We start from the raw sequence: 18,825 nt of genomic DNA, 5'->3' as shown, positions 1-18,825 counted from the left end.
CGATGAAATCCGCAAAGAAATTCGGTGCCGGCGTCCTCACGTTGCTGGTGATCGCGGTCTTTCTCGCCGTATGGATCGCCTTGCCCTGGCCGGGCGTGGTGGCGCTGGCGGTGGTGCTCGCACTATGGATGGCGCTGACCCGTCGCGGCCGGCAGACCTGGGAGGTGACCAAGGTGGGGTTGGCGACGGTCACCCAGCGCCTGGGATCGTCGTCGGTCGTCGTCGTGGGCATCGCCGGCGTGGTCGGTGTACTGGTGGCGATGCTGGCCATGAGCGAAGGCTTCGCCGAAACGCTGCGCTCCACGGGCAACGAGCATACCGCCATCGTCCTTCGCGGCGGTTCGCAGGCGGAACTCAATTCGATCCTCGATCGCGACAGCGCGAACGTGGTGGTCCAGGCGCCGGGCGTGAAGAAGGACGCGAAGGGCAGGCCGATCGCTTCCGGCGAACTGGTGGTCGTGGCGAACCTGCCGCGCAAGGGCGATCCCGCCAGCGACTCGAACGTGCCCATCCGCGGCGTGAGCGAGGACGTCTGGAACCTGCGCGATCAGGTGAAGATCGTCGAGGGTCGCAAGTTCCAGCCCGGACTGCGCGAGTTGATCGTCGGCAAGGGCGCGAAGGCGCAGTTCGAAGGCCTCGATGTCGGCAAGTCCATTCGGCTTGCCGGGCAGACATGGACCATCGTCGGCGCCTTCGAATCGAAGGATGCCCTCGAGTCGGAACTATGGGGTGACACGCAGAGTGTCGCCTCGGCGTATCGCCGGGGCAGCAGCGTGCAATCGGTGACCGTGCTGCTGGACTCGCCCAAGGCGTTCGACGCGTTCAAGGCCGCGCTGGTGGCGGACCCGCGCCTGAAGGTGGACGTCTCCACGACCCGTGAGTACTTCGGCAAGCAGTCCGAAGGGCTGACCAAGGTGCTGCGCGCGGTCGGCATCACCGTGGGCGTCATCATGGCGATCGGTGCGGTATTCGGAGCGCTCAACACGATGTTCGCCGCCATCCAGGCGCGCGCCCGCGAGATCGCCACGCTTCGGGCCATCGGCTTCCGTGGCGTGCCCGTGGTGGTATCGGTGATGCTGGAAACGATGCTGCTCGCCCTGCTTGGCGGTGTCGTCGGGGCGGGCATCGTGTGGATCGTCTTCAACGGATACACCGCGTCGACACTCGGGGCGAACTTCAGTCAGGTGGTCTTCCGCTTCCACGTGAGTGGCGAACTGTTGTGGACGGGCATCAAGTGGGCCCTGGCCATCGGGTTCATCGGTGGATTGTTCCCAGCCCTGCGTGCGGCGCGGGTGCCGGTGACGACGGCGTTGAGGGAGTTGTAGCACCGCGGGGCGTGCCTTCCCGGAAGGGTTGGCACGCCGCCAGCGCGGCGATGCCGATGCCGAACACCGTCATCATGCGCGCCATCCACCATCGAAGCCTGCGCGAGCAGGCGAAGCGCGCCGGTCCGGCCCCAGCCATTGAATCTCTCCCACGAACGAGGAGGGAAGACTAGGGAGTCGTATCTCGCACGGACATCGAAGGATTCTGAAAAACACCCGCTACCGGGCCGTCTTGCGACCTGCGTCACATTCCCGCGCGAACGCCTGCGATCAGGCCTTGCGCACGCGCATCATCGTGATGGTGCCCACGCCGATCAGGATGATCGCCATGCCTGCGAGGTCGAACGGGCCCACGTGCTCACCGGCCAGGGCCACGCCGAACAACACGGCGACCGGCGGATTCACGTACGCGTAGCTCGTGGCGAGGGCGGGGCGGACGGTCTTCAGCACGTAAAGGTAGGCACTGAAGGCGATGATCGAACCGAAGACCACGAGGTAGGCCAGCGCGGCGGTGGCACCGGTTTCCGGGTGCGCCGGAAAGCGTTCGCCATGCAGTAGCGCGATGATCGTCAGCGAGACGCTGGCGCACAGCATCTGCGCGGCGGTGTTCATCGGCCCCTTCGGCATGTCCTGCCGCTTCGACCACACCGAACCGAACGCCCACGCCATGGCCGCGCAGATCAGCGCGATGGCGCCGAGTGGCGAGCCGGAAAGGCCCGCGCCCAGGTTCAGCACGATCACGCCGACGAAGCCCAGCAGCAGGCCGGCGGTTTCGCCGCGCGTAGGCCACTCGCGATAGATGCCGCCGAACAGCGCGGCGAACAGCGGCATGCTCGCCACCGCCACCGCGGCGATGCCGGAGCTGACCGTCTGCTCGGCGAAGCAGACCAGGCCATTGCCGCCGGCGAGCAGCAAGGTGCCGACGATGGCCGCGTTTTTCCACTGGCGCCTGGTGGGCAGCGCGGCCCCACGCAGGCGCAGCACGGCGAAGAGCAGCACGCCGGCCACGGCGAAACGGATGGCGGCCAGCAGGAACGGCGGATAGCTCACCAATGCATAGCGGATCGCGAGATAGGTCGATCCCCAGATCACGTAGAGCGCGAACAGCGACAGCGGCACCATCCAGCGCGGGTCGCTGAGGGCGGAGGCGGGAGCTTGGCTGGTGCTACAGGCGGCGTCTGACATGCGGGGGAATCCAGGGCGGGCGCGCTCCGCGTCGTGCGGCGCAATCCCGCAAGATATCGCCGCTACCGCATGGACGGTAGCGAAAGGTTCGACGGTCAGCCTTGAGTGGCTTTCATGGCACGTTCGGTGGCCAGCAGTTGTTGCTTGATATCCATGCCCCATCGCCATCCGCCGAGGCTGCCGTCCTCGCGGATGATGCGGTGACAGGGAACGAGCAGGGCCAGCTTGTTGCTGCCACAGGCGCGACCGATGGCGCGCGCCGCCTTGGGTACGCCCAGGGCCGCGGCCAGTTCGCCGTAGCTCAGTGTCTCGCCACGCGGAATACGCGTGAGCGCATCCCATACGCGCCACTGGAAGGCGGTGGCGGCGACATCCAGCGGTGGCAGGGCGGGGGCGTCGCGATCGCTCCAGCCGAGGTCATGGGCCACGCGGGCGATGACCGCGTCGAGCCATTCCTCCCGGCCCTCGTCTACCCGTTCCCGCTCGGCGAGGGGAAATTCCTCCGCCAGGCGCGTCTCGAGTTCGCGATCGTCCTGGCCCAGCGTCACCGAGCAGATGCCCTTCGCGGTGGTGGCGACCAGCAGCCGGCCGAGCGGTGTCTGCGTGGTGGTGTAGCGGATCGAGGCGCCCGCACCGCCCGCCCGGTAACTGGCGGGAGTCATGCCGAGGCGGCGGTCGCTTTCTTCGTAGACCCGGCTACCGGAGCCGAAACCGGCTTCGTAAACGGCGTCGGTGACCGCCGCACCGTCGCGCAGGACCTCGCGCAGCTGGCGGAACCGGCGGGCGCGGGCGTATTCGGCGGGACTGACGCCGTACCGGCGCCGGAAGGCGCGTTGCAGATGGGTCGGGCTCAGCCCGGCGATGGTGGCGAGGCTGGCGAGATCGGTGGCGCCGTCGGCCTGTTCCAGGGCGGCGCGGACGCGTTCTAGCGCATCGTCGGCGGCGGGACGCATGGCGTAAGCCTGAGAGTTCATGGTGGCCTCCTTCATGGGAGACCAGCGTAGGCGGGGCGAGGCCCCGTCACCATCCGCTTCTTGCGGACCCGATCAGTGGTGAATGGGCGTGTTCTGCCGGATCACCACGAATTCGCCTTCCAGCACGTCCGGGTCCTTCGGGGCACCGCGCCCCGAAGCGCCGGTCACGCGGCGGTGGGCGAGCTTCCACTGGCGCACGGCGAGGAAAACCAGGCCGCCGGCCATCAGCACGCCGAGCACGACCACGCCGAAGACGAGCAGCACGCCCACCACGGCGAGGCCCAGCACCAGCGACAGGGCGCGGACGAGGGGATTACGCGAACGGCGGATGGGTGGGAATACGAAGCGCATTGGTTAAAAATCCGTATGGCACAATGACATGCGTGCGAGCCTCTTTACCTTGGGGCAATCGATCCTCATAGACAAGTGCCATGACTACTACCGCCGACACCGCTCCTCTCTGCCTGCTGGCGGACATTCCCGATGGCAATGCCATCGAAATCGAGACCCTGGTCGATGGCGAGGTGGAGTCCCTGCTGGTCTACCGACACGGCGACGAGGCCCATGCCTACTTCAATGTATGCCCGCACGCGGGCCGGCGCCTGGACTACGCTCCCGGGAAATTCCTGGTCCGCAGCGGGCAGATCATCTGCGCCGCTCATGGGGCGACCTTCACGGCCGAAAGCGGGGATTGCACGGCGGGGCCATGCCGGGGAGACCGCCTGCGGGCCGTGCCGGTAGGGGTGTTCGACGGTGCCGTACGCCTCGTAGTCTGAGAAAAAGGTTCTTCGCGCATTTGTTCGGGGGGCGGGCTCGCCTTCGGCCTCGCGTTGGCGTCCGTGCGGAGCGGCAAGAGCAGGCGGGTACCACCCTCGGGGCCACGCCTCCGGCGACCCGTCAGGGAAGGGCCGCTAGCGCGGCCGTTTACTTATTGCCCTACGGGCCGGGTCGGGCTCCGCCTGGGGGTTTCCGACTCGCCTTCCATGGCTCGGCGGAAACGGCCGGCCGTCCAGGCCGGCCCCCTCCGGGCCTTGTCCAGTCGCAGCCCTCGCCTGCGCTACCGGCCCCGAGGGTGGTACCCGCCTGCTCTACTCCACGGTGAGGTGGATTGCGCGGAGTGCGCCGCAGGCAATCTGGGTGGGCCATGCGGGGCGATAGCACCAGTTGATTGGCGAGCAATAGCCTTCGTTGCGGGCTGGCTTATCTGCGTATCCGCGTATCCGCGTACCTGCGTGGCGCGTGCCGGCGGGAGTCATGCGCCGCCACACCACACCGTTCCTGTCGCCGCGAAAGCGCGGTCGTGTCGCGTTCGACAGCATGATCGCTCACCGGATCGCAGGCGGTGCGCTCGCCCCCACGAACCTCACGATCCGGAAGAGCCGGCGGGCGTCACCCTCGGGGCCGGTAGCGCAGGCGAGGTGCTCCACCGGAAAAAGCCCGTTAGGGGGCCGGCCTGGACGGCCGGCCGTTTCCGCCGAGCCACGGATGGCGAGTCGGAAACCTCCGGTGGGGCGCCGACCCGGCCCGCAGGGCAATAGTAAATGGCCGCGCTAGCGGCCCTTCCCTGACGGGTCGCCGGAGGCGTGGCCCCGAGGGTGACGCCCGCCGGCTCTTGCGAGAACCCCTACCGGTACATCAGATTGATGGTTACCAGCGTCAGTGCCAGGATCAGGATCGTCAGCGGCAGGCCCACGCGGAGGAAATCCTTCGAGCGGTAGCCGCCGGGGCCGGCGACCATCATCAGGGCGGGATGGCCCGATGGCAGCAGGAACGTGTTCGACGACGATACCGCCACGATCAGCGCGTATGCCGACGGATTGCCGCCCGTACTGACCGCCACGCTGATCGCGATCGGAACCATCATCACCGTGGCGCCCACGTTCGACATCACCTGCGAGAACATCAGGGTCAACACGGCGATGGAGAGTTGCAGCGTCCACTGTGGCGCGTGGCCGAGGATGGCCAGCACCTCCTGGGCGATCCACGAGGCGGTGCCGGTGGAATCCATCGACCAACCCAACGGGATGAGGCAGGCGGTGACGAAGATGGTCTTCCAGTTGATCGCCTTGTAGGCCTCGTCCATGTTGAGCACGCCGGTGAGCAGCATGCCCACCGCGCCGGTCATCATCGCCACCGAGAGGTCGAGTTGGGTGAACAGGGCCAGGCACTTGGCCAGCACGAAGAAGCCCACCGCCTGCCAGATCTTGCCGGGGCGCTGTTCTTCCTTCGGGATGTCGGTGACCACGACGATGTCGCGGTCTTCCTCGGCCAACATCAGGTCGCGCCATTTGCTGTGCAGCACGAGGGTATCGCCCGCACGCAGGGTCACGGCACGCACGTCCTCGCGGTAGACCTCGTCGCCGCGGTTCACGGCCAGCACCGAGATGCCGAAGCGCTTGCGCAGTCGCAGGTCGCCCACCGTCTGCTTGATGAAGCGCGAGCTGGGCGGTACCACGGCTTCGGAAATACCGGCGCGGGTGGTGTTGAACTGATCGCCCAGCTGGCGCATGCGCATGGACACGCGGCAGAGCTGGTTGTTGGCGAAGGCGTTGATGGCATCGCGGGGGGCCAGCACGCCGAGCACCGTGCCCACCCAGATCATCTGGTCCGAGGGCGGCGCCACGCGGCTCTCGTTGCCGTTCTTGATCGCGAGGATCAGCGGGGCGCCATGCAGTTGCTCCACCTCGCCGATGCTCATGCCCACCAACGGGCTCTCGGCGGTGACGGTCAGTTCGGCGGTCTCGCCGGCGATGCCGTAGGTGTCGGCGAAGTAGCTCTCGGTACGGCCGGGGGTGACCTTGAGACGGTCGTCCTCGCGCTCCGGGAGCAGCTTGCGGGTGAAGAAATAGAAGAACAGCACGCCGGTCACGGCCAGCACGAGGCCCACGGGCGTCACGCTGAACAGGCCGAATTTCGGGATCGTATGCGCGCCCGGCGGCAGGTTGCTGTTCGCGCTGGCGATCAGGTCGTTGAGGACGATCAGCGGCGAGTTGGCGATCAGCGTGGTGTTGGTGGCGGTGAGGATGCAGAACGCCATCGGCAGCAGCAGGCGCGACATCGGCACGCCCGTGCGTGCGGACAGGCGGCTGGTGACCGGGATCATCAACGCGGCCAGCGCCTGGCTCGGAATCACGGCGCTGAACAGGCTGGTGACGCTGTTGATCACCACGCCCAGGCGCGACTCCACGCCACGGGCCATGCGCATGACGAAGGCGGCGGTGAGGTTGAGCACGCCGGCGCGGTCCAGGCCCGCGCCCATGATCATGATCGCGATGATGGCGATGACCGCGTTGCCAGCGAAACCGTTGAACACCTGGTCGCCGGGAATCAGCCCGGTGAGGCCGATCGTGACCACCACGAGCAGGGCGACCATGTCGGCCCGGATCCACTCCAGAACGAGCATGAGCATGGTGAAGCCCACCAGGCCCAGCACGAGGATCATTTCGGGAGTGAGGGTCAGTGCCACTAGCCGGCTGTCCGGATCCGGTCGGTTGAGGCGTGCGGTGGCATGGTCTTGCCAGGCTGTGGATATTGCCGCAGGAGTATACGCGCTGGGGGTGGCTCCCGGCTGAAGCTGGCGGCACCGGACCCTCGGTGATTCCTATCCGCTCATCGGCTGAGGTTGCTCAGCGCCAGGTCGACGATCGTGTCGCCACGGCCACTCATCACCGCCTTCAGCGCGTACAGGCTGAAGCCCTTCGCCTGCTCCGCGGTGATCTTCGGCGGCATGGACAGCTCCAGGCGGTTGCTCACCACGTCCAGCAGCGCGGGGCCCTCGTGCGAGAGCACCTCGGCGATGGCCGAGGGCAGGTCGCTGGCGCGGGTCACGCGGCGGCCATGGATACCCATCGCGTTGGCCATGGCGGCGAAGTCCGGGTTGCGCAATTCCACGCCGGTCTCCAGCAGGCCGGCCGCCTTCATCTCCAGTTCGACGAAGCCGAGCGTGCCGTTATTGAGCACGATCACCTTCACCGGCAGCTTTTCCTGGGCCAGGGTGATGAAGTCGCCCATCAGCATCGAGAAGCCACCGTCACCGGACAGCGAGATCACCTGCCGGCCGGGATAGGCGGCCTGCGCGCCGATGGCCTGGGGCATGGCATTGGCCATGGAACCGTGCACGAAGGAGCCGAGCAGGCGGCGCTTGCCGTTCATGCGCAGGTAGCGCGCGGCCCATACGGTGGGCGTGCCGACGTCGCAGGTGAAGACGGCATCCTCTTCGGCCAGTTCGCTGACCAGGCGGGACACCTGCTGCGGATGGATCAGGTCGTGGCCGGGCTCGATCCTCGCCAGTTCGTCCAGGCCTTCACGGGCGCGGGCATAGTGGGCGAGGCAGCGGTCGAGATGACCGCGCACGCGCTTGGGTTCGATGCGCGGAAGCAGTGCGCGCAGAGTCTCGCCGACGTCGCCGACCACGCCGAGGTCCACGCGGCAACGACGGCCGATGTTGCCGGGACGGATGTCCACCTGCGCGATCTTCGCGTCTTCCGGGTAGAACTGGCGATACGGGAAGTCGGTGCCGAGCATCAGCAGCGTGTCGCAATCCTCCATCGCGTGATAGCCCGAGCTGAAGCCGATCAGGCCTGTCATGCCCACGTCGAAGGGATTGTCGTACTCGACATATTCCTTGCCGCCCAGCGCATGCACGATGGGCGATTTCAGTGCATCCGCGAGCGCGATGAGTTCGCCGTGCGCACCGGCCGTGCCGCGCCCGCAGAGCAGGGTGACGCGCTTGCCCGCATTGAGCAGGGCGGCTAGCGCGTCGAGTTCGCGCTCGGCCGGAATCACCTTCGGTGCGGGTGGAAGCAACCCCGCCGCTGGTGTCACCTTCTTCACCGGCGACGCGCGCATGGCCACGTCGCCCGGGATCACCACCACGGCCACGCCGCGCTGCCCGACCGCCGCGCGGATCGCCGCGTCGAGCACGAAGGGCATCTGCGCCGGATCGGACACCATTTCGCAATACACGCTGCATTCGCGGAAGAGTTCCGTCGGATGCGTTTCCTGGAAGTAACCGCTACCGATTTCCGCACTGGGGATGTGCGCGGCGATGGCCAGCACCGGCGTGCGCGATCGATGGCAGTCGAACAGGCCGTTGATCAGGTGCAGGTTGCCGGGGCCGCAACTTCCTGCGCAAACGGCCAATTGTCCCGTGAGCTGCGATTCACCGCCCGCGGCGAATGCGCCAGCCTCTTCGTTGCGTACATGCACCCAATCGATGCGCTTCCGCTCGCGCAGCGAATCGGTGATGGCATTGAGGCTGTCGCCCACCACGCCATAGATGCGACGGATACCGGCTTCTTCGAGGGTTTCGGCGATCAGGTCGGCAAGGTTGGAGATGGACATGGGGAAACTCCGTGGGCACGAAGTTCCATGTTATGCCGCGACGACGGTCAAGAGGCCGTCGTCGAGCCTATCCATTCGTATAGGTAATCCCATACGCCATGGCCTAGTCGCGTGCCCCTGCGCTCGAAGTGCGTCTCGATGCGCCACGCCGGGCGCTCCGCGGTTTCGCCGGGCCCGACGCGATTGCGCCAACCTTCGGCGGCTTCCATCGTCTCGCGCATGTGCTCGGCATAGGCTTCCCAATCGGTGGCCAGGTGCAGCAAGCCGCCGGGTGCCATGCGCGACGCGAGCAACGCCACGAAGGCGGGTTGCACGAGGCGACGCTTGTTGTGGCGCTTCTTGTGCCAGGGATCGGGGAACCAGATGCGCACCTCGGACAAGCTGCCCGCGGGGATCTCGTTTTCCAGTACCTCGACGGCATCGTGCTTGTACAGGCGCACGTTGGACGCATCGCGCGCGGCCAGCACGTTCATCAGGCGGCCGACGCCGGGGCCGTGTACTTCGACGCCGATGTAATCGCGCGCGAGATCGTGTTCGCTCGCCCATGCCAAGGCTTCGCCGTTGCCGAAACCGATCTCGAGCACGCACGGCGCATGCCGGCCGAAGGTGGCGTCGAGGTCGCGTTCACGGCCTGTGTAGTCGAGACCGAAGCGTGCCCAGTGGTCGTCGAACGCGCGCTGCTGCGCCGGGGTCATGCGGCCTTCGCGCAGTACGAAGCTGCGGATGCGTCGGTGGAACGGGGCGTCGCCCGATGTCTCGTCGTCGTGTGCCATGGTCAACCCACCAGTCCGTCGACGGGGCTCGAGGCCGAGGCGAAACGCTTGCGCGGGATGCGCCCCGCGCGGAAGGCGGCGCGACCCGCCTCGACGGCGAGCTTCATCGCGTGCGCCATCAGCACGGGATCTTTCGCGCCGGCGATGGCCGTGTTCATCAGCACGCCGTCGCAACCCAGTTCCATCGCGATGGATGCATCGGAAGCGGTGCCGACGCCCGCGTCGACGATGACCGGCACCTTCGCGTTCTCCACGATCTCGAGCAGGTTGTAGCGATTCTGGATGCCCAGGCCCGAACCGATCGGTGCCGCCAACGGCATGATCGCGGCGCAGCCGATCTCTTCCAGGCGCCGGGCGAGGATGGGATCGTCGGAGGTGTAGACCATGACGTCGAATCCATCGGCCACGAGCTTCTCGGCCGCGACCAGGGTCTGCACCACGTCGGGATAGAGCGTGCGTTCGTCACCGAGCACTTCCAGCTTCACCAGGTTGTGCCCGTCGAGCAGTTCGCGTGCGAGGCGGCAGGTGCGCACGGCGTCGTCGGCGGTGTAGCAGCCGGCCGTGTTCGGCAGCAGGGTGAAACGGTCGGGTGGCAGCGCGTCGAGCAGGTTCGGCTGGCTGGCGTCCTGGCCGATGTTCACGCGGCGGATCGCCAGGGTGACGATCTGCGCGCCAGCGGCCTCGGTAGCCCGGCGGGTCTCGTCGAAATCCTTGTACTTGCCGGTACCGGTGAGCAGCCGCGAATGGAACGTGCGGCCGGCAACGGTGAGCAGGTCGTCGGCGGCGGGAGAGAAATGGTTCATGCGGGCTATCCGTCGGAGGGCGCGGGGCGTCAGCCGCCGCCAATGGCGTGGACGATCTCCACCCGGTCGCCTTCGGCAAGCAGGTGCGTCGGGTGCGCGCTGCGCGGCACGATCTCCAGGTTGACCTCCACCGCCACGCGCTTGCCGGCATAACCGGCGGCGTCGAGCAGGGCGGACACGGAAGTACCGGGCGCGCATTCGCGCGCGTCGCCGTTAAGAGTGATCAGCATCCGCCAATTGTACCCAACCCACCTTCCTGGGAAACCAAGATGGGAAGCAGCCCCGGATAGGATGCGGCCGAGGGTGGGAAGCGGCCTAGGCCGCGACAAGGCCCCTCACCGTCCCCGCCATCCCTCACCACCACCCCGCAAAGGAATCCCTGTCCCCGGCTGATTCCCCGACCCCATACCGGTACCCGGCTGCGGCGCCCTGCTGTTTGTCATCCCCGTACCGGGCTGAGGCTGCTGGTTTCCATAGCCACCATTCCAACCATTCCGCCAGCGGTCGTCCCGCTCCGGAGGCCGTTGCGGCGCCAGCTTCACACCGGCTCCGCTGGCCGAGGCGTTTCCGCCGGAGGGGGCGGCCAGGCTCACCGAGCCGTTCCGGCCATGGTCGTGATCGTGGCCGCCGTCGTGACCGTTGCCCGGGCCATCGTGGTCATGGCCGTGCCCGTCATGGCCGTCATGGCCGTGCCCGCGCCGGTCGTCCCGGTCGTAGCCGTAACCGTAGCCCGGGGGATAGCCACCACCGTAGTAGTAACCGCTTTCCGCCACGGAGCCATCGCCGTAGCCGGAGTGGTCCCGATACCCGTCATCGCCCACGGCTACCTGCCCGCCCACATAGAACCGGGGCGGCTGCGGCAGGCTTCCGGTGCTCACGGTGTCCTTGCGAACGGGTACGGAGGGCCCGGAAATGTAGCTGACGCCCGGCTTGGGCATGTCCCCCGTGGACACGGTGCGCGATTGGGCACCCGCGAGACCCGCGCCGAGCGCGAGCCCGATGGCGATGGAAAGCGAAAACGCACGACGCATGGCACGACCCTCGTAGGGATTCCCTCGCCGGATTATGCGCGCAGGGCCTGGAGCCGGCGTAAGAATCCACGGACACGTTCAGCCACCCGCCACCTTTCCCCCATCGCCACTGTCGTATTACCATCCATGCCCGACGCGGGTGTAGCTCAATGGTAGAGCTGTAGCTTCCCAAGCTACTGACGAGGGTTCGATTCCCTTCACCCGCTCCACAACCGCTTGTAGTCTTTGCGGCACAACGGTTAGGGGCATTAGCGGTATCCGGAAACGGCCCTGGCATAGGTATCGTTTGAAGTATCGCTCTCGTGCCAAAGCTCCCTCTTTCTGTATCGATCTACTGGAGCGCCCGGTCTCGGGCCGCCGGTGAACCCGCGAGTCCGTTTGACCCACGGCGCGCTGCGTTATGTGGTGTGCCGCATCTGGACCTGATTGCGGCCCGAATTTCTCGCCGACCTCGTGCATGAATCCGATGCGCTGGACCGTCGTCGCATGGCGCTGTCACTGGAAGCCATGGCGGCACTGACGAACATGGTTTGCAGTGCCGCTATGGCTCATGCACGGCTATCGTGGGATCAGGCACGAGATGCGATTGCCTTCAACGCCGAACGAACCGAAGGTAAATAGTGCGGCGCTTTTTTTCTCATTGAGTGAGAACTTTCGCAACGTTGATTCAAGTCCAAGAAAACGGGCTAAAGTCTGCATGGAGAAGCGCGGAGAGGACGTGACTCATGGACAAGGAACGGCGTTGCGCCATTCCAGAATATCCCGGTACGATCGATCAGCTGACATCCGCCGACTGCGTGGTCAGAAAGACAGCGAAGCGAGCTGCAGGATTGGAGAAGCGCCTTCACAAGTAGGTGAAGTATTGGAACGTATGGAGAGAGCCATGGACAGGAACAATGGATAGCCAAGCTTTTCGTAGACACTCACGAGAGCTTTCAATCAGAGACGATAAATCCCCGCCGGTATGGCGTCATCGCAGGCGAATGCAGATGACCTCGGCGTAGCAGCCATCGTATGTCTCTGAGCGGCACGCGCGATGGATGCAATGACGCGACCGCGCATGCCAGTTGCGAAATAGCGGTTCAAGCCTGATGCCGTCGCGCTGTCGAGCGAACGCACGGCTGCTGCCCAACATGGAGAGTCTTACGTGAAACACATCCTGCGAGCCGCCGGCGCACTCGGCCTGGTGGCAACGTCCTTTGGCGCATTCGCCGCCGAGCCGCTTTGCAACTCCACCGGCGCCATGTCCATTCAGTTGCTGGGCTCCGGCGGTCCCATCTCCGACGATGCCCGCGCGTCATCGGGACAAGTCATCTGGATCGATGGAAAGTCGCGCCTGCTGATCGATGCGGGTGGCGGCACGTACTTGCGGTTCGGGCAGGCTGGCGCGCGCCTGGAAGACCTGCGCTTCATTGGTATCTCGCACTTTCACACCGATCACAGTGCAGATTTACCGGCCATTCTCAAGGGCGGCTACTTCATGGCCACACCGAACACGGTCGCGTTGGCCGGTCCCAACGGGTCGGATGTCTTCCCCAGCATGACGGCCTTCTTCAAGGACATGTTCGGCGCAGGCAAGGGATCCTTTGCGTATCTGCATGGCCTCCATGATGGCAGCGATGGCTTGCAACTCGCCGTCAAGCCGATCGAGGACGTCGACACGCACGCGTCTCAGCGGAGCCTCGTCTATCAAGACGCGGACGTAAAGGTCTACGCGTTCGGTATTCCCCATGGCGAGGTTCCGACGTTGGCGTTCCGCGTCGAGGGCGAGCACGGCACGATCGTGATCTCCGCCGATCAAAACGGAAGCCGCGCGGGGTTTATCGATTTCGCCAAAGGTGCGGACATTCTGGTGATGCCGGCCGCCATCGATGACGACGCCAACCAAGGTTCCAAGTTTCTCCACGCGCCCCCGGCCATGGTGGGGAAACTGGCTGCGGCAATCCAGCCGAAGTTGCTGGTCCTCAACCACTTCATGGGGGCGTCGTTGAAGAACAAGGACGGCAACGTGCGAATCATCCAGCGGTACTACCACGGACCGGTCGCAGAAAGCCGCGACCTGTCCTGCTACCCCATACCTGAAGTCAGCAGGAGCCATCCATGAACAACTCACTCACGCTCTCGATCGCGCTGTCATCCTTGGCCGCACTCGGCCCCATCAGCGCACCCGTGCATGCGCAAGCGGCACAAATCCCGTCGACAGCGCCCGCTCCCGCATCGCACGGTGGCAAGTGCGCCAGTGGGAAGTGCGGTACGGAAAAGATCTATGGCAAGGCGCAGATCAAGCAGGATCCGCAGGATCGCTTGGTTCGCACCCGCGATGGCAAGTGCGGGCTGACGGCGCAGGGTCATGACGCCCCGGTGTCGACCGCACGGAAGCTGGCCGAGGGGGTTTGTGGGCAATGAATGGGCATGGCCGTGGACTTGGCCTTCGGCGTGAATTCGCGTCCTGCCTCGCCAGAGGTCCGGTGCGGTCGGATATCGATTTCCTGGAGATCGTTCCCGACAACTGGATGGGCCTGGGTGGAGAAAGTGCGGAGGTCATGGAGGGCTTGGCTTCGCGATACACGATGGTGGCGCACGGCTTGAGCCTCTCCATCGGAGACACCCAGCCGCTGGACTGGACATATCTCGATTCGATAAAGAGCTTCCTTGACCGCTACGACATCCAGACCTACAGCGATCATGTGAGCATGTCACGCGACAGCCGCGGGTACCTGTATGAGCTTGTCCCCGTGACTCGGACTGAGGCCAGCCTGCGTTGGATGGTCGAAAAGATTCAGGCCGTGCAGGATTTCATGTCCCGCCAGCTTGTGCTGGAGAACGTGTCGTACTACGTCGATGACGAATGCGAGATAGGTGAGGCTGAATTCCTGGCTCGCCTGGTGGATGCATCGGGATGTGCATTGTTGCTTGATATCAACAATGTCTATGTCAACTCACGCAACCATGGCTGGGACGCGGCGAAGTTCCTCGATGCCTTGCCCGCTGACGCGGTCGCCTACTACCACATGGCCGGACACCTGGATCAAGGGCCCGACGATCGGGTTCTCGACACCCATGGTACGCCGGTATCCATTGCTGTCATGGAATTGGGTGCGCGCGCCGTGGCCCGGTTTGGTCGGCGGCCCGTGGTGCTCGAACGGGATAATCACCTGCCGAGTCTGGACGACCTTTGCCGGGAGTTGGGCATCGTCCACCAGGCCATGTTGGAAGCACGGGCAGCCCGGGCGTGACTGTCGAGGGCTTTGACGAGCTGTACGCCGCAGCAGAGCGACGTTGCCTTGCGATTCGTCGGGGCGGCTTCGGCCCATACGGTGCATTGATCCGCGCCACGATGCGGGAAATGCTGATGAGCATGTTCCCGCGGTTCGCGGCGCGGCGCGGCGCGGATAAGCGGGATGCCGACATCGAGGCTTTCTGCATTATCCACGGCGCATCGCGCGCACCATTCATCCAGCTCGGCACCGAGTTTCTCGAATTCATGCAGGGGCGGCTAGGAAATGGCGTCGACCGCATCGTGCTCGAATACGAGTGGCTGCTCTTCGAAGTGGAAGTGCACCCAGCCGTGGTGCCCGCGTGGCCCCTTGTCGACGGGCAAGGGGGCGGCCGGCTGGAACTCAATCCCACCCTGCGCTGGATTGCTTCGCCCATCGATCTCCTGCGTGCGGACGCCGACATCGACGCATCGCCGAAAAACGAGGCACCTCTGGTCTATGCCGTGTATCGCAGGACCGACCACCGCGTGGTCACCCAGCCCCTCAGAGCGGCCGACATCGCCCGATTTCAGCTCTTTGAAGCCGGCCCCGTGGTGACAACGTTTCCTTTTGATTCCTGGCTCTCCGATGCGCTGCGGGAGAACCTCCTTTCTTGCTCACCGATATTCGAGGTGCTCCATGCCCCGTCCGCTTGATCTGCTGAACCGATTCCTGGATCGATCCCGTCGGCTCGATTTCATAGCTCTGTTGTCCATCCGGCTTTACCTGTTGCCCACGCTTTACGTGGGGGCCCACGCGAAACTCGCCGGTTTCAGTGGCGTCGTGCAGTGGTTTGGGACACCCGTGGCTCAAGGCGGGTTGGGTTTGCCGTTGCCGTATGTGATGGCGGCCCTGGCGACCGGCACCGAGGTCGTGGGCCTGGTGTGTATCGCCTTAGGGCTGGCGACGCGCGTGGTGGCGATTCCCGTGATGATCTTGATGACGGTCGCTGGCCTCTCCGTGCATTGGTCCCACGGATGGGCGGCGATCGCCGGCAAGACCACGGAGGCCAGTTTGCGCCTGGATGGCCTCATGTCCTGGCTGGCTCAGTCCTTCCCGGGCCGATTCAACTATGTCACCGAGCTGGGCGATCCGGTCATCTTGAACAACGGCATGGAATTCACCGTCACCTACACCATTCTCGTGATGGTCTTGTTCTTTTATGGCGCGGGACGTTATGTCAGCGCCGATCATTGGATCGCCCGGGTCTTCCCGCGCTGGCCAAGGTGAACGGTGAGGGCTTCGGCAATGGTCGAAGGCGTCCCGCCACCTCAATCCCCCGCGACGATGCCCGCCACAAACTCAGCGTACGAATGAAGCGGCCGCCCCAGCAGGGCCACCAGCCGCTCGACATCGCCGGCCTCCGGAACCATTCCTTCCGTGACGAAGCGCTCGCCCATCAGGCGCATGTCGAAAGCCATCCAACTGGGCATGTACTGGCGGAGGTTCTTCTCGAGTCCATCCATGTCTTCACCCGGGTAGGCGATCGGCCGGCCAAGCACGTTCGTCCAGATCGCGGCGACATCGGCTCCGGTGAGCGTGTCGGGGCCGACGACGTTGATCCGGTTGAGAGGAAGCGGTTCGGCCGCCTGTTCGCGGCGAAGCAGTTCGATGGCCGCGACCTCGCCAATGTCACGCGTATCGACCATCGCCAGGCCCTTGCTGCCGATGGGCATGGGATAAACGCCGTATCCGGTCACCACATCCTTGATCGAAAGATCGTTATTGATGAAGTAGGCCGGGCGCAGGATCGTCGCGTGGAGGCCCATGTCCTCGATCATGCGCTCGACGCTGTACTTCCCGGCGAAGTGCGGAACGTTCACGTAGACGTCGCTATGGATCACCGACAGGTAGACGATGCGTTCGATGCCTGACTCGCGGGCGATGTTGAGCGCGATGAGTGCCTGGGTGTATTCGTCGGCGGTCACGGCATTGAGCAGGAACAGTGTGGAGACGCCAGAGAAGGCTGCCCGCAGGGAGTCGACGTCGAGCAGGTCGCCTTGAGCGACGGCAACAGTTGCCGGGAAATTCGCTTTCGAAGGATCGCGTGCGAGTGCGCGGACGTCGGCGCCACGCTTCACGAGCTGTTCGACGACGTGGCGGCCGATATTGCCGGTGGCTCCGGTAACGAGGATGGTCATGATATTTACTCCGATGATTTAAATGAGAGAGAGGGGGTTACGGATTCAGAGGGAGAAATCGACGACGACCTTGCCGAGCTGTGGCTGGGTCCGGTTGCGTTCGATCGCTGCGGGGAGGTCGTCGAAACGTACGATGGCGGCAACCTTGGACTGCAGGCGGCCCACTGCCACGTCCTCGGCGATCGCATGCAGGCGGGCGGCATCCGGCGTATTCACGAACCAGAGGCCGCGGCGTCCTGCGGGAGTGTTCGACTCGATGGCTGGCGACGCGGTGCTGACGACGACGCCGTCATCGGCGAGCACGGACCACGAGCGGCTCAGTACCTCGCCACCGACATAATCGAGTACAAGGTCGATGTCGCTGGCGCGGTCTTCGAATTGTTCCCGGTCATAAGCGATGACGTGGTCCGCGCCAAGGCCGCTGACATACTCGGCGTGATCGCCCAGCGCGGTGGCGAACACTTCCGCTCCCGCTCGATGTGCGAACTGCACGGCGAAGCCACCTAGGCCACCCGCGGCGCCATGGATCAGGACACGCTGGTCGGCACGTACCGGCCCTGCGAAATGCAGGCTCTGCCATGCCGCCACGGAAGCCACGGGCAACGCGGCGGCTTCGACAAAACTCAATGATCGAGGCACGAGGCTGAGGTTGGCCTCGTCGACGGCGACCAGGTCGGCATAAGCACCCAGTCGTCCGAGTGAACCCATGACGTGGTCGCCTTGACGCAGCCGCGTCACGCCAGGGCCGACAGCCTCGATCACGCCGGCGAGTTCTATGCCCAGCGTGGTTGGCAGTTGCAAAGGAAAGACATCCCGCACGTAGCCTTCGCGGACTTTCCAATCCAGCCCGTTGACGCCGGCGGCGTGGACGCGGACCAGGACCTGGCCTGCTTCGAGAGCGGGGGCGTCGATAGCGGACGCCCGGACGGTTTCAGGTCCGCCGTACGCGGCGAGTTGCAGGGCGCGAATAGTGTTCATCGATGCGTTTCCTTTGGCGTTCGGTGGGGTACGAACAAAACGATAAGGGGTTCCACATTCGATACATAGACCATAGAATCGAGACACCTGGTACCAAAAACGAGACACCATGGACCTCAACGCGCTCGATGACTTCCATCTCGTGGCGACACACGGAGGCTTTGGAAAGGCCGCTCGTGCCACGGGCCGATCCAAGGCGACGCTGTCGCGCCGGGTTGGCGACCTGGAAGAAGAGCTAGGGGCTCGTCTTATCGAGCGCGGCACGCAACGCCTGGAGCTGACGGACGCGGGCCAGTTGTTGGTGGGGCGCACGGAAGGACCCATGCGCGAAATTGCCGAGGCGTTCGCGGCCGTGCGTGATGGGCTTGCCCTGCCACGCGGTCGTTTACGTATCGCGGCGCCGCAGTTGTTCTCGCAACTCGCCTTGGGAGGGCTCGCCGCGAAGTTCCTGGAGAGCTACCCGGAAGTACAGATCGAGACCGTGTCGGAGGACCGTTTCGTCAACCTGGTCGATGAACATTTCGATGTGGCTATTCGCATCAACCCCCAGAAGGACAGCGACCTCGTGGGGCGGTGCTTCGCCCGGGATCGTCTGGTCCTCGCCGCGGCGCCGTCCATCTCGATGCCCAGGGGGCGGCGGGACGGACCTTTCCCGATGCCAGCCGTGGTCATGTCCACCTATCGCGATGGCGATGTGTGGACCGTTCGCAATGGCAAGCTCGCCATCGAGCCGCAACCCGTGTTGCGCCTGTCGTCGCTACTGATGGTCCGCGATGCCGTCGCCGCTGGGGCGGGTGTCGCCTTGTTGCCGCAATCGATCGTGGGAAGCCTGCTCGAAAGCGGAGACCTCGTGACATGGGGGATCGCGGGCGAGGACGTCGAGCTATGGGTACTGCATACGTCGCGACGTCTGCAAAGCCCGAAAGTGCGGGCTTTCGTCGAGTTCATGGCGCAGCAGTACCCCAGCGGCTCGTTCACCATACCGCTGAGGTAGATGGGCTCGGCTCTGCCATGT

Annotated in this window: 19 protein-coding genes and 1 tRNA gene; 9 read left to right on the top strand and 11 right to left on the bottom strand. The window is 65.1% G+C overall.

Features of this window, described 5'->3' with window-relative positions; genetic code table 11:
* Positions 1-2: 2 nt before the first annotated feature.
* Complete coding sequence (locus tag ACR9Y6_RS12685) at positions 3-1,325, top strand: ABC transporter permease (protein ID WP_481281606.1); 1,323 nt, start codon at positions 3-5, stop codon at positions 1,323-1,325.
* A gap of 270 nt (positions 1,326-1,595) precedes the next feature.
* Here ACR9Y6_RS12685 and yedA read toward each other — a convergent pair whose 3' ends face one another.
* From yedA to ACR9Y6_RS12670, 3 genes are all read right to left on the bottom strand, one after another.
* A complete protein-coding gene (yedA, locus tag ACR9Y6_RS12680) occupies positions 1,596-2,510 on the bottom strand; it encodes a drug/metabolite exporter YedA (protein WP_481281605.1) in 915 nt (304 codons plus the stop codon).
* A gap of 95 nt (positions 2,511-2,605) precedes the next feature.
* On the bottom strand, positions 2,606-3,484 hold the full coding sequence (locus ACR9Y6_RS12675) for a methylated-DNA--[protein]-cysteine S-methyltransferase (RefSeq protein ID WP_481281604.1): 879 nt from the start codon (positions 3,482-3,484) through the stop codon (positions 2,606-2,608).
* A 72-nt stretch (positions 3,485-3,556) separates the two neighbouring features.
* Positions 3,557-3,835: a hypothetical protein gene (locus ACR9Y6_RS12670; RefSeq protein WP_481281603.1), complete on the bottom strand. Its 279-nt coding sequence runs from the start codon at positions 3,833-3,835 to the stop codon at positions 3,557-3,559.
* An 80-nt stretch (positions 3,836-3,915) separates the two neighbouring features.
* Here ACR9Y6_RS12670 and ACR9Y6_RS12665 point away from each other — a divergent pair, with 80 nt between their 5' ends.
* Positions 3,916-4,260: a Rieske (2Fe-2S) protein gene (locus tag ACR9Y6_RS12665; protein ID WP_481281602.1), complete on the top strand. Its 345-nt coding sequence runs from the start codon at positions 3,916-3,918 to the stop codon at positions 4,258-4,260.
* Positions 4,261-5,108: 848 nt separating this feature from the next.
* On the opposite strand, the gene ACR9Y6_RS12660 is transcribed toward ACR9Y6_RS12665, so the two are convergent.
* The 6 genes from ACR9Y6_RS12660 to ACR9Y6_RS12635 all read right to left on the bottom strand — a co-directional run bounded on the left by ACR9Y6_RS12660 (position 5,109) and on the right by ACR9Y6_RS12635 (position 11,434).
* A complete protein-coding gene (locus ACR9Y6_RS12660; protein WP_481282728.1) occupies positions 5,109-6,926 on the bottom strand; it encodes an SLC13 family permease in 1,818 nt (605 codons plus the stop codon).
* A 167-nt stretch (positions 6,927-7,093) separates the two neighbouring features.
* Complete coding sequence (gene poxB / locus ACR9Y6_RS12655) at positions 7,094-8,827, bottom strand: ubiquinone-dependent pyruvate dehydrogenase (RefSeq protein ID WP_481281601.1); 1,734 nt, start codon at positions 8,825-8,827, stop codon at positions 7,094-7,096.
* A gap of 47 nt (positions 8,828-8,874) precedes the next feature.
* Entirely contained in the window at positions 8,875-9,600 is a 726-nt protein-coding gene (gene trmB / locus ACR9Y6_RS12650; protein WP_481281600.1) for a tRNA (guanosine(46)-N7)-methyltransferase TrmB, read from the bottom strand.
* 2 nt (positions 9,601-9,602) lie between these two features.
* Positions 9,603-10,403, bottom strand: coding sequence for a thiazole synthase (locus ACR9Y6_RS12645; protein ID WP_426286615.1), 801 nt, complete (start codon positions 10,401-10,403; stop codon positions 9,603-9,605).
* 29 nt (positions 10,404-10,432) lie between these two features.
* The gene (gene thiS, locus ACR9Y6_RS12640; RefSeq protein ID WP_306850982.1) at positions 10,433-10,633 is read right to left on the bottom strand and encodes a sulfur carrier protein ThiS; all 201 of its coding nucleotides are present in this window, start codon (positions 10,631-10,633) and stop codon (positions 10,433-10,435) included.
* 105 nt (positions 10,634-10,738) lie between these two features.
* On the bottom strand, positions 10,739-11,434 hold the full coding sequence (locus tag ACR9Y6_RS12635) for a hypothetical protein (RefSeq protein ID WP_481281599.1): 696 nt from the start codon (positions 11,432-11,434) through the stop codon (positions 10,739-10,741).
* Between the two features lie 135 nt (positions 11,435-11,569).
* Here ACR9Y6_RS12635 and ACR9Y6_RS12630 point away from each other — a divergent pair.
* The 6 genes from ACR9Y6_RS12630 (at position 11,570) to ACR9Y6_RS12605 (ending at position 15,921) form a co-directional block, all read left to right on the top strand.
* A tRNA-Gly gene (locus tag ACR9Y6_RS12630) sits at positions 11,570-11,643 on the top strand.
* 938 nt (positions 11,644-12,581) lie between these two features.
* A complete protein-coding gene (locus tag ACR9Y6_RS12625) occupies positions 12,582-13,538 on the top strand; it encodes an MBL fold metallo-hydrolase (protein ID WP_481281598.1) in 957 nt (318 codons plus the stop codon).
* Positions 13,535-13,840: a hypothetical protein gene (locus tag ACR9Y6_RS12620; RefSeq protein ID WP_481281597.1), complete on the top strand. Its 306-nt coding sequence runs from the start codon at positions 13,535-13,537 to the stop codon at positions 13,838-13,840. The genes ACR9Y6_RS12625 and ACR9Y6_RS12620 overlap by 4 nt, the downstream gene beginning before the upstream one ends.
* Entirely contained in the window at positions 13,837-14,670 is an 834-nt protein-coding gene (locus ACR9Y6_RS12615; RefSeq protein ID WP_481281596.1) for an MbnB/TglH/ChrH family RiPP precursor modification enzyme, read from the top strand. Before ACR9Y6_RS12620 ends, ACR9Y6_RS12615 begins: the two co-directional genes overlap by 4 nt.
* On the top strand, positions 14,667-15,347 hold the full coding sequence (locus tag ACR9Y6_RS12610) for a hypothetical protein (protein WP_481281595.1): 681 nt from the start codon (positions 14,667-14,669) through the stop codon (positions 15,345-15,347). Before ACR9Y6_RS12615 ends, ACR9Y6_RS12610 begins: the two co-directional genes overlap by 4 nt.
* Positions 15,331-15,921, top strand: coding sequence for an HvfX family Cu-binding RiPP maturation protein (locus ACR9Y6_RS12605; RefSeq protein WP_481281594.1), 591 nt, complete (start codon positions 15,331-15,333; stop codon positions 15,919-15,921). The genes ACR9Y6_RS12610 and ACR9Y6_RS12605 overlap by 17 nt, the downstream gene beginning before the upstream one ends.
* Before the next feature lie 41 nt (positions 15,922-15,962).
* Here ACR9Y6_RS12605 and ACR9Y6_RS12600 read toward each other — a convergent pair whose 3' ends face one another.
* Positions 15,963-16,832, bottom strand: coding sequence for an SDR family oxidoreductase (locus ACR9Y6_RS12600; protein WP_481281593.1), 870 nt, complete (start codon positions 16,830-16,832; stop codon positions 15,963-15,965).
* Between the two features lie 45 nt (positions 16,833-16,877).
* Complete coding sequence (locus tag ACR9Y6_RS12595; RefSeq protein ID WP_481281592.1) at positions 16,878-17,810, bottom strand: NADP-dependent oxidoreductase; 933 nt, start codon at positions 17,808-17,810, stop codon at positions 16,878-16,880.
* Positions 17,811-17,919: 109 nt separating this feature from the next.
* On the opposite strand from ACR9Y6_RS12595, the gene ACR9Y6_RS12590 reads away from it, so the two are divergent.
* Positions 17,920-18,804: a LysR family transcriptional regulator gene (locus ACR9Y6_RS12590; RefSeq protein WP_481281591.1), complete on the top strand. Its 885-nt coding sequence runs from the start codon at positions 17,920-17,922 to the stop codon at positions 18,802-18,804.
* Positions 18,805-18,825 lie beyond the last annotated feature (21 nt).

The organism is Luteibacter sp. TLI7-4A, assembly GCF_056754745.1.
This window is presented reverse-complemented; position numbering and strand designations above follow the sequence as displayed.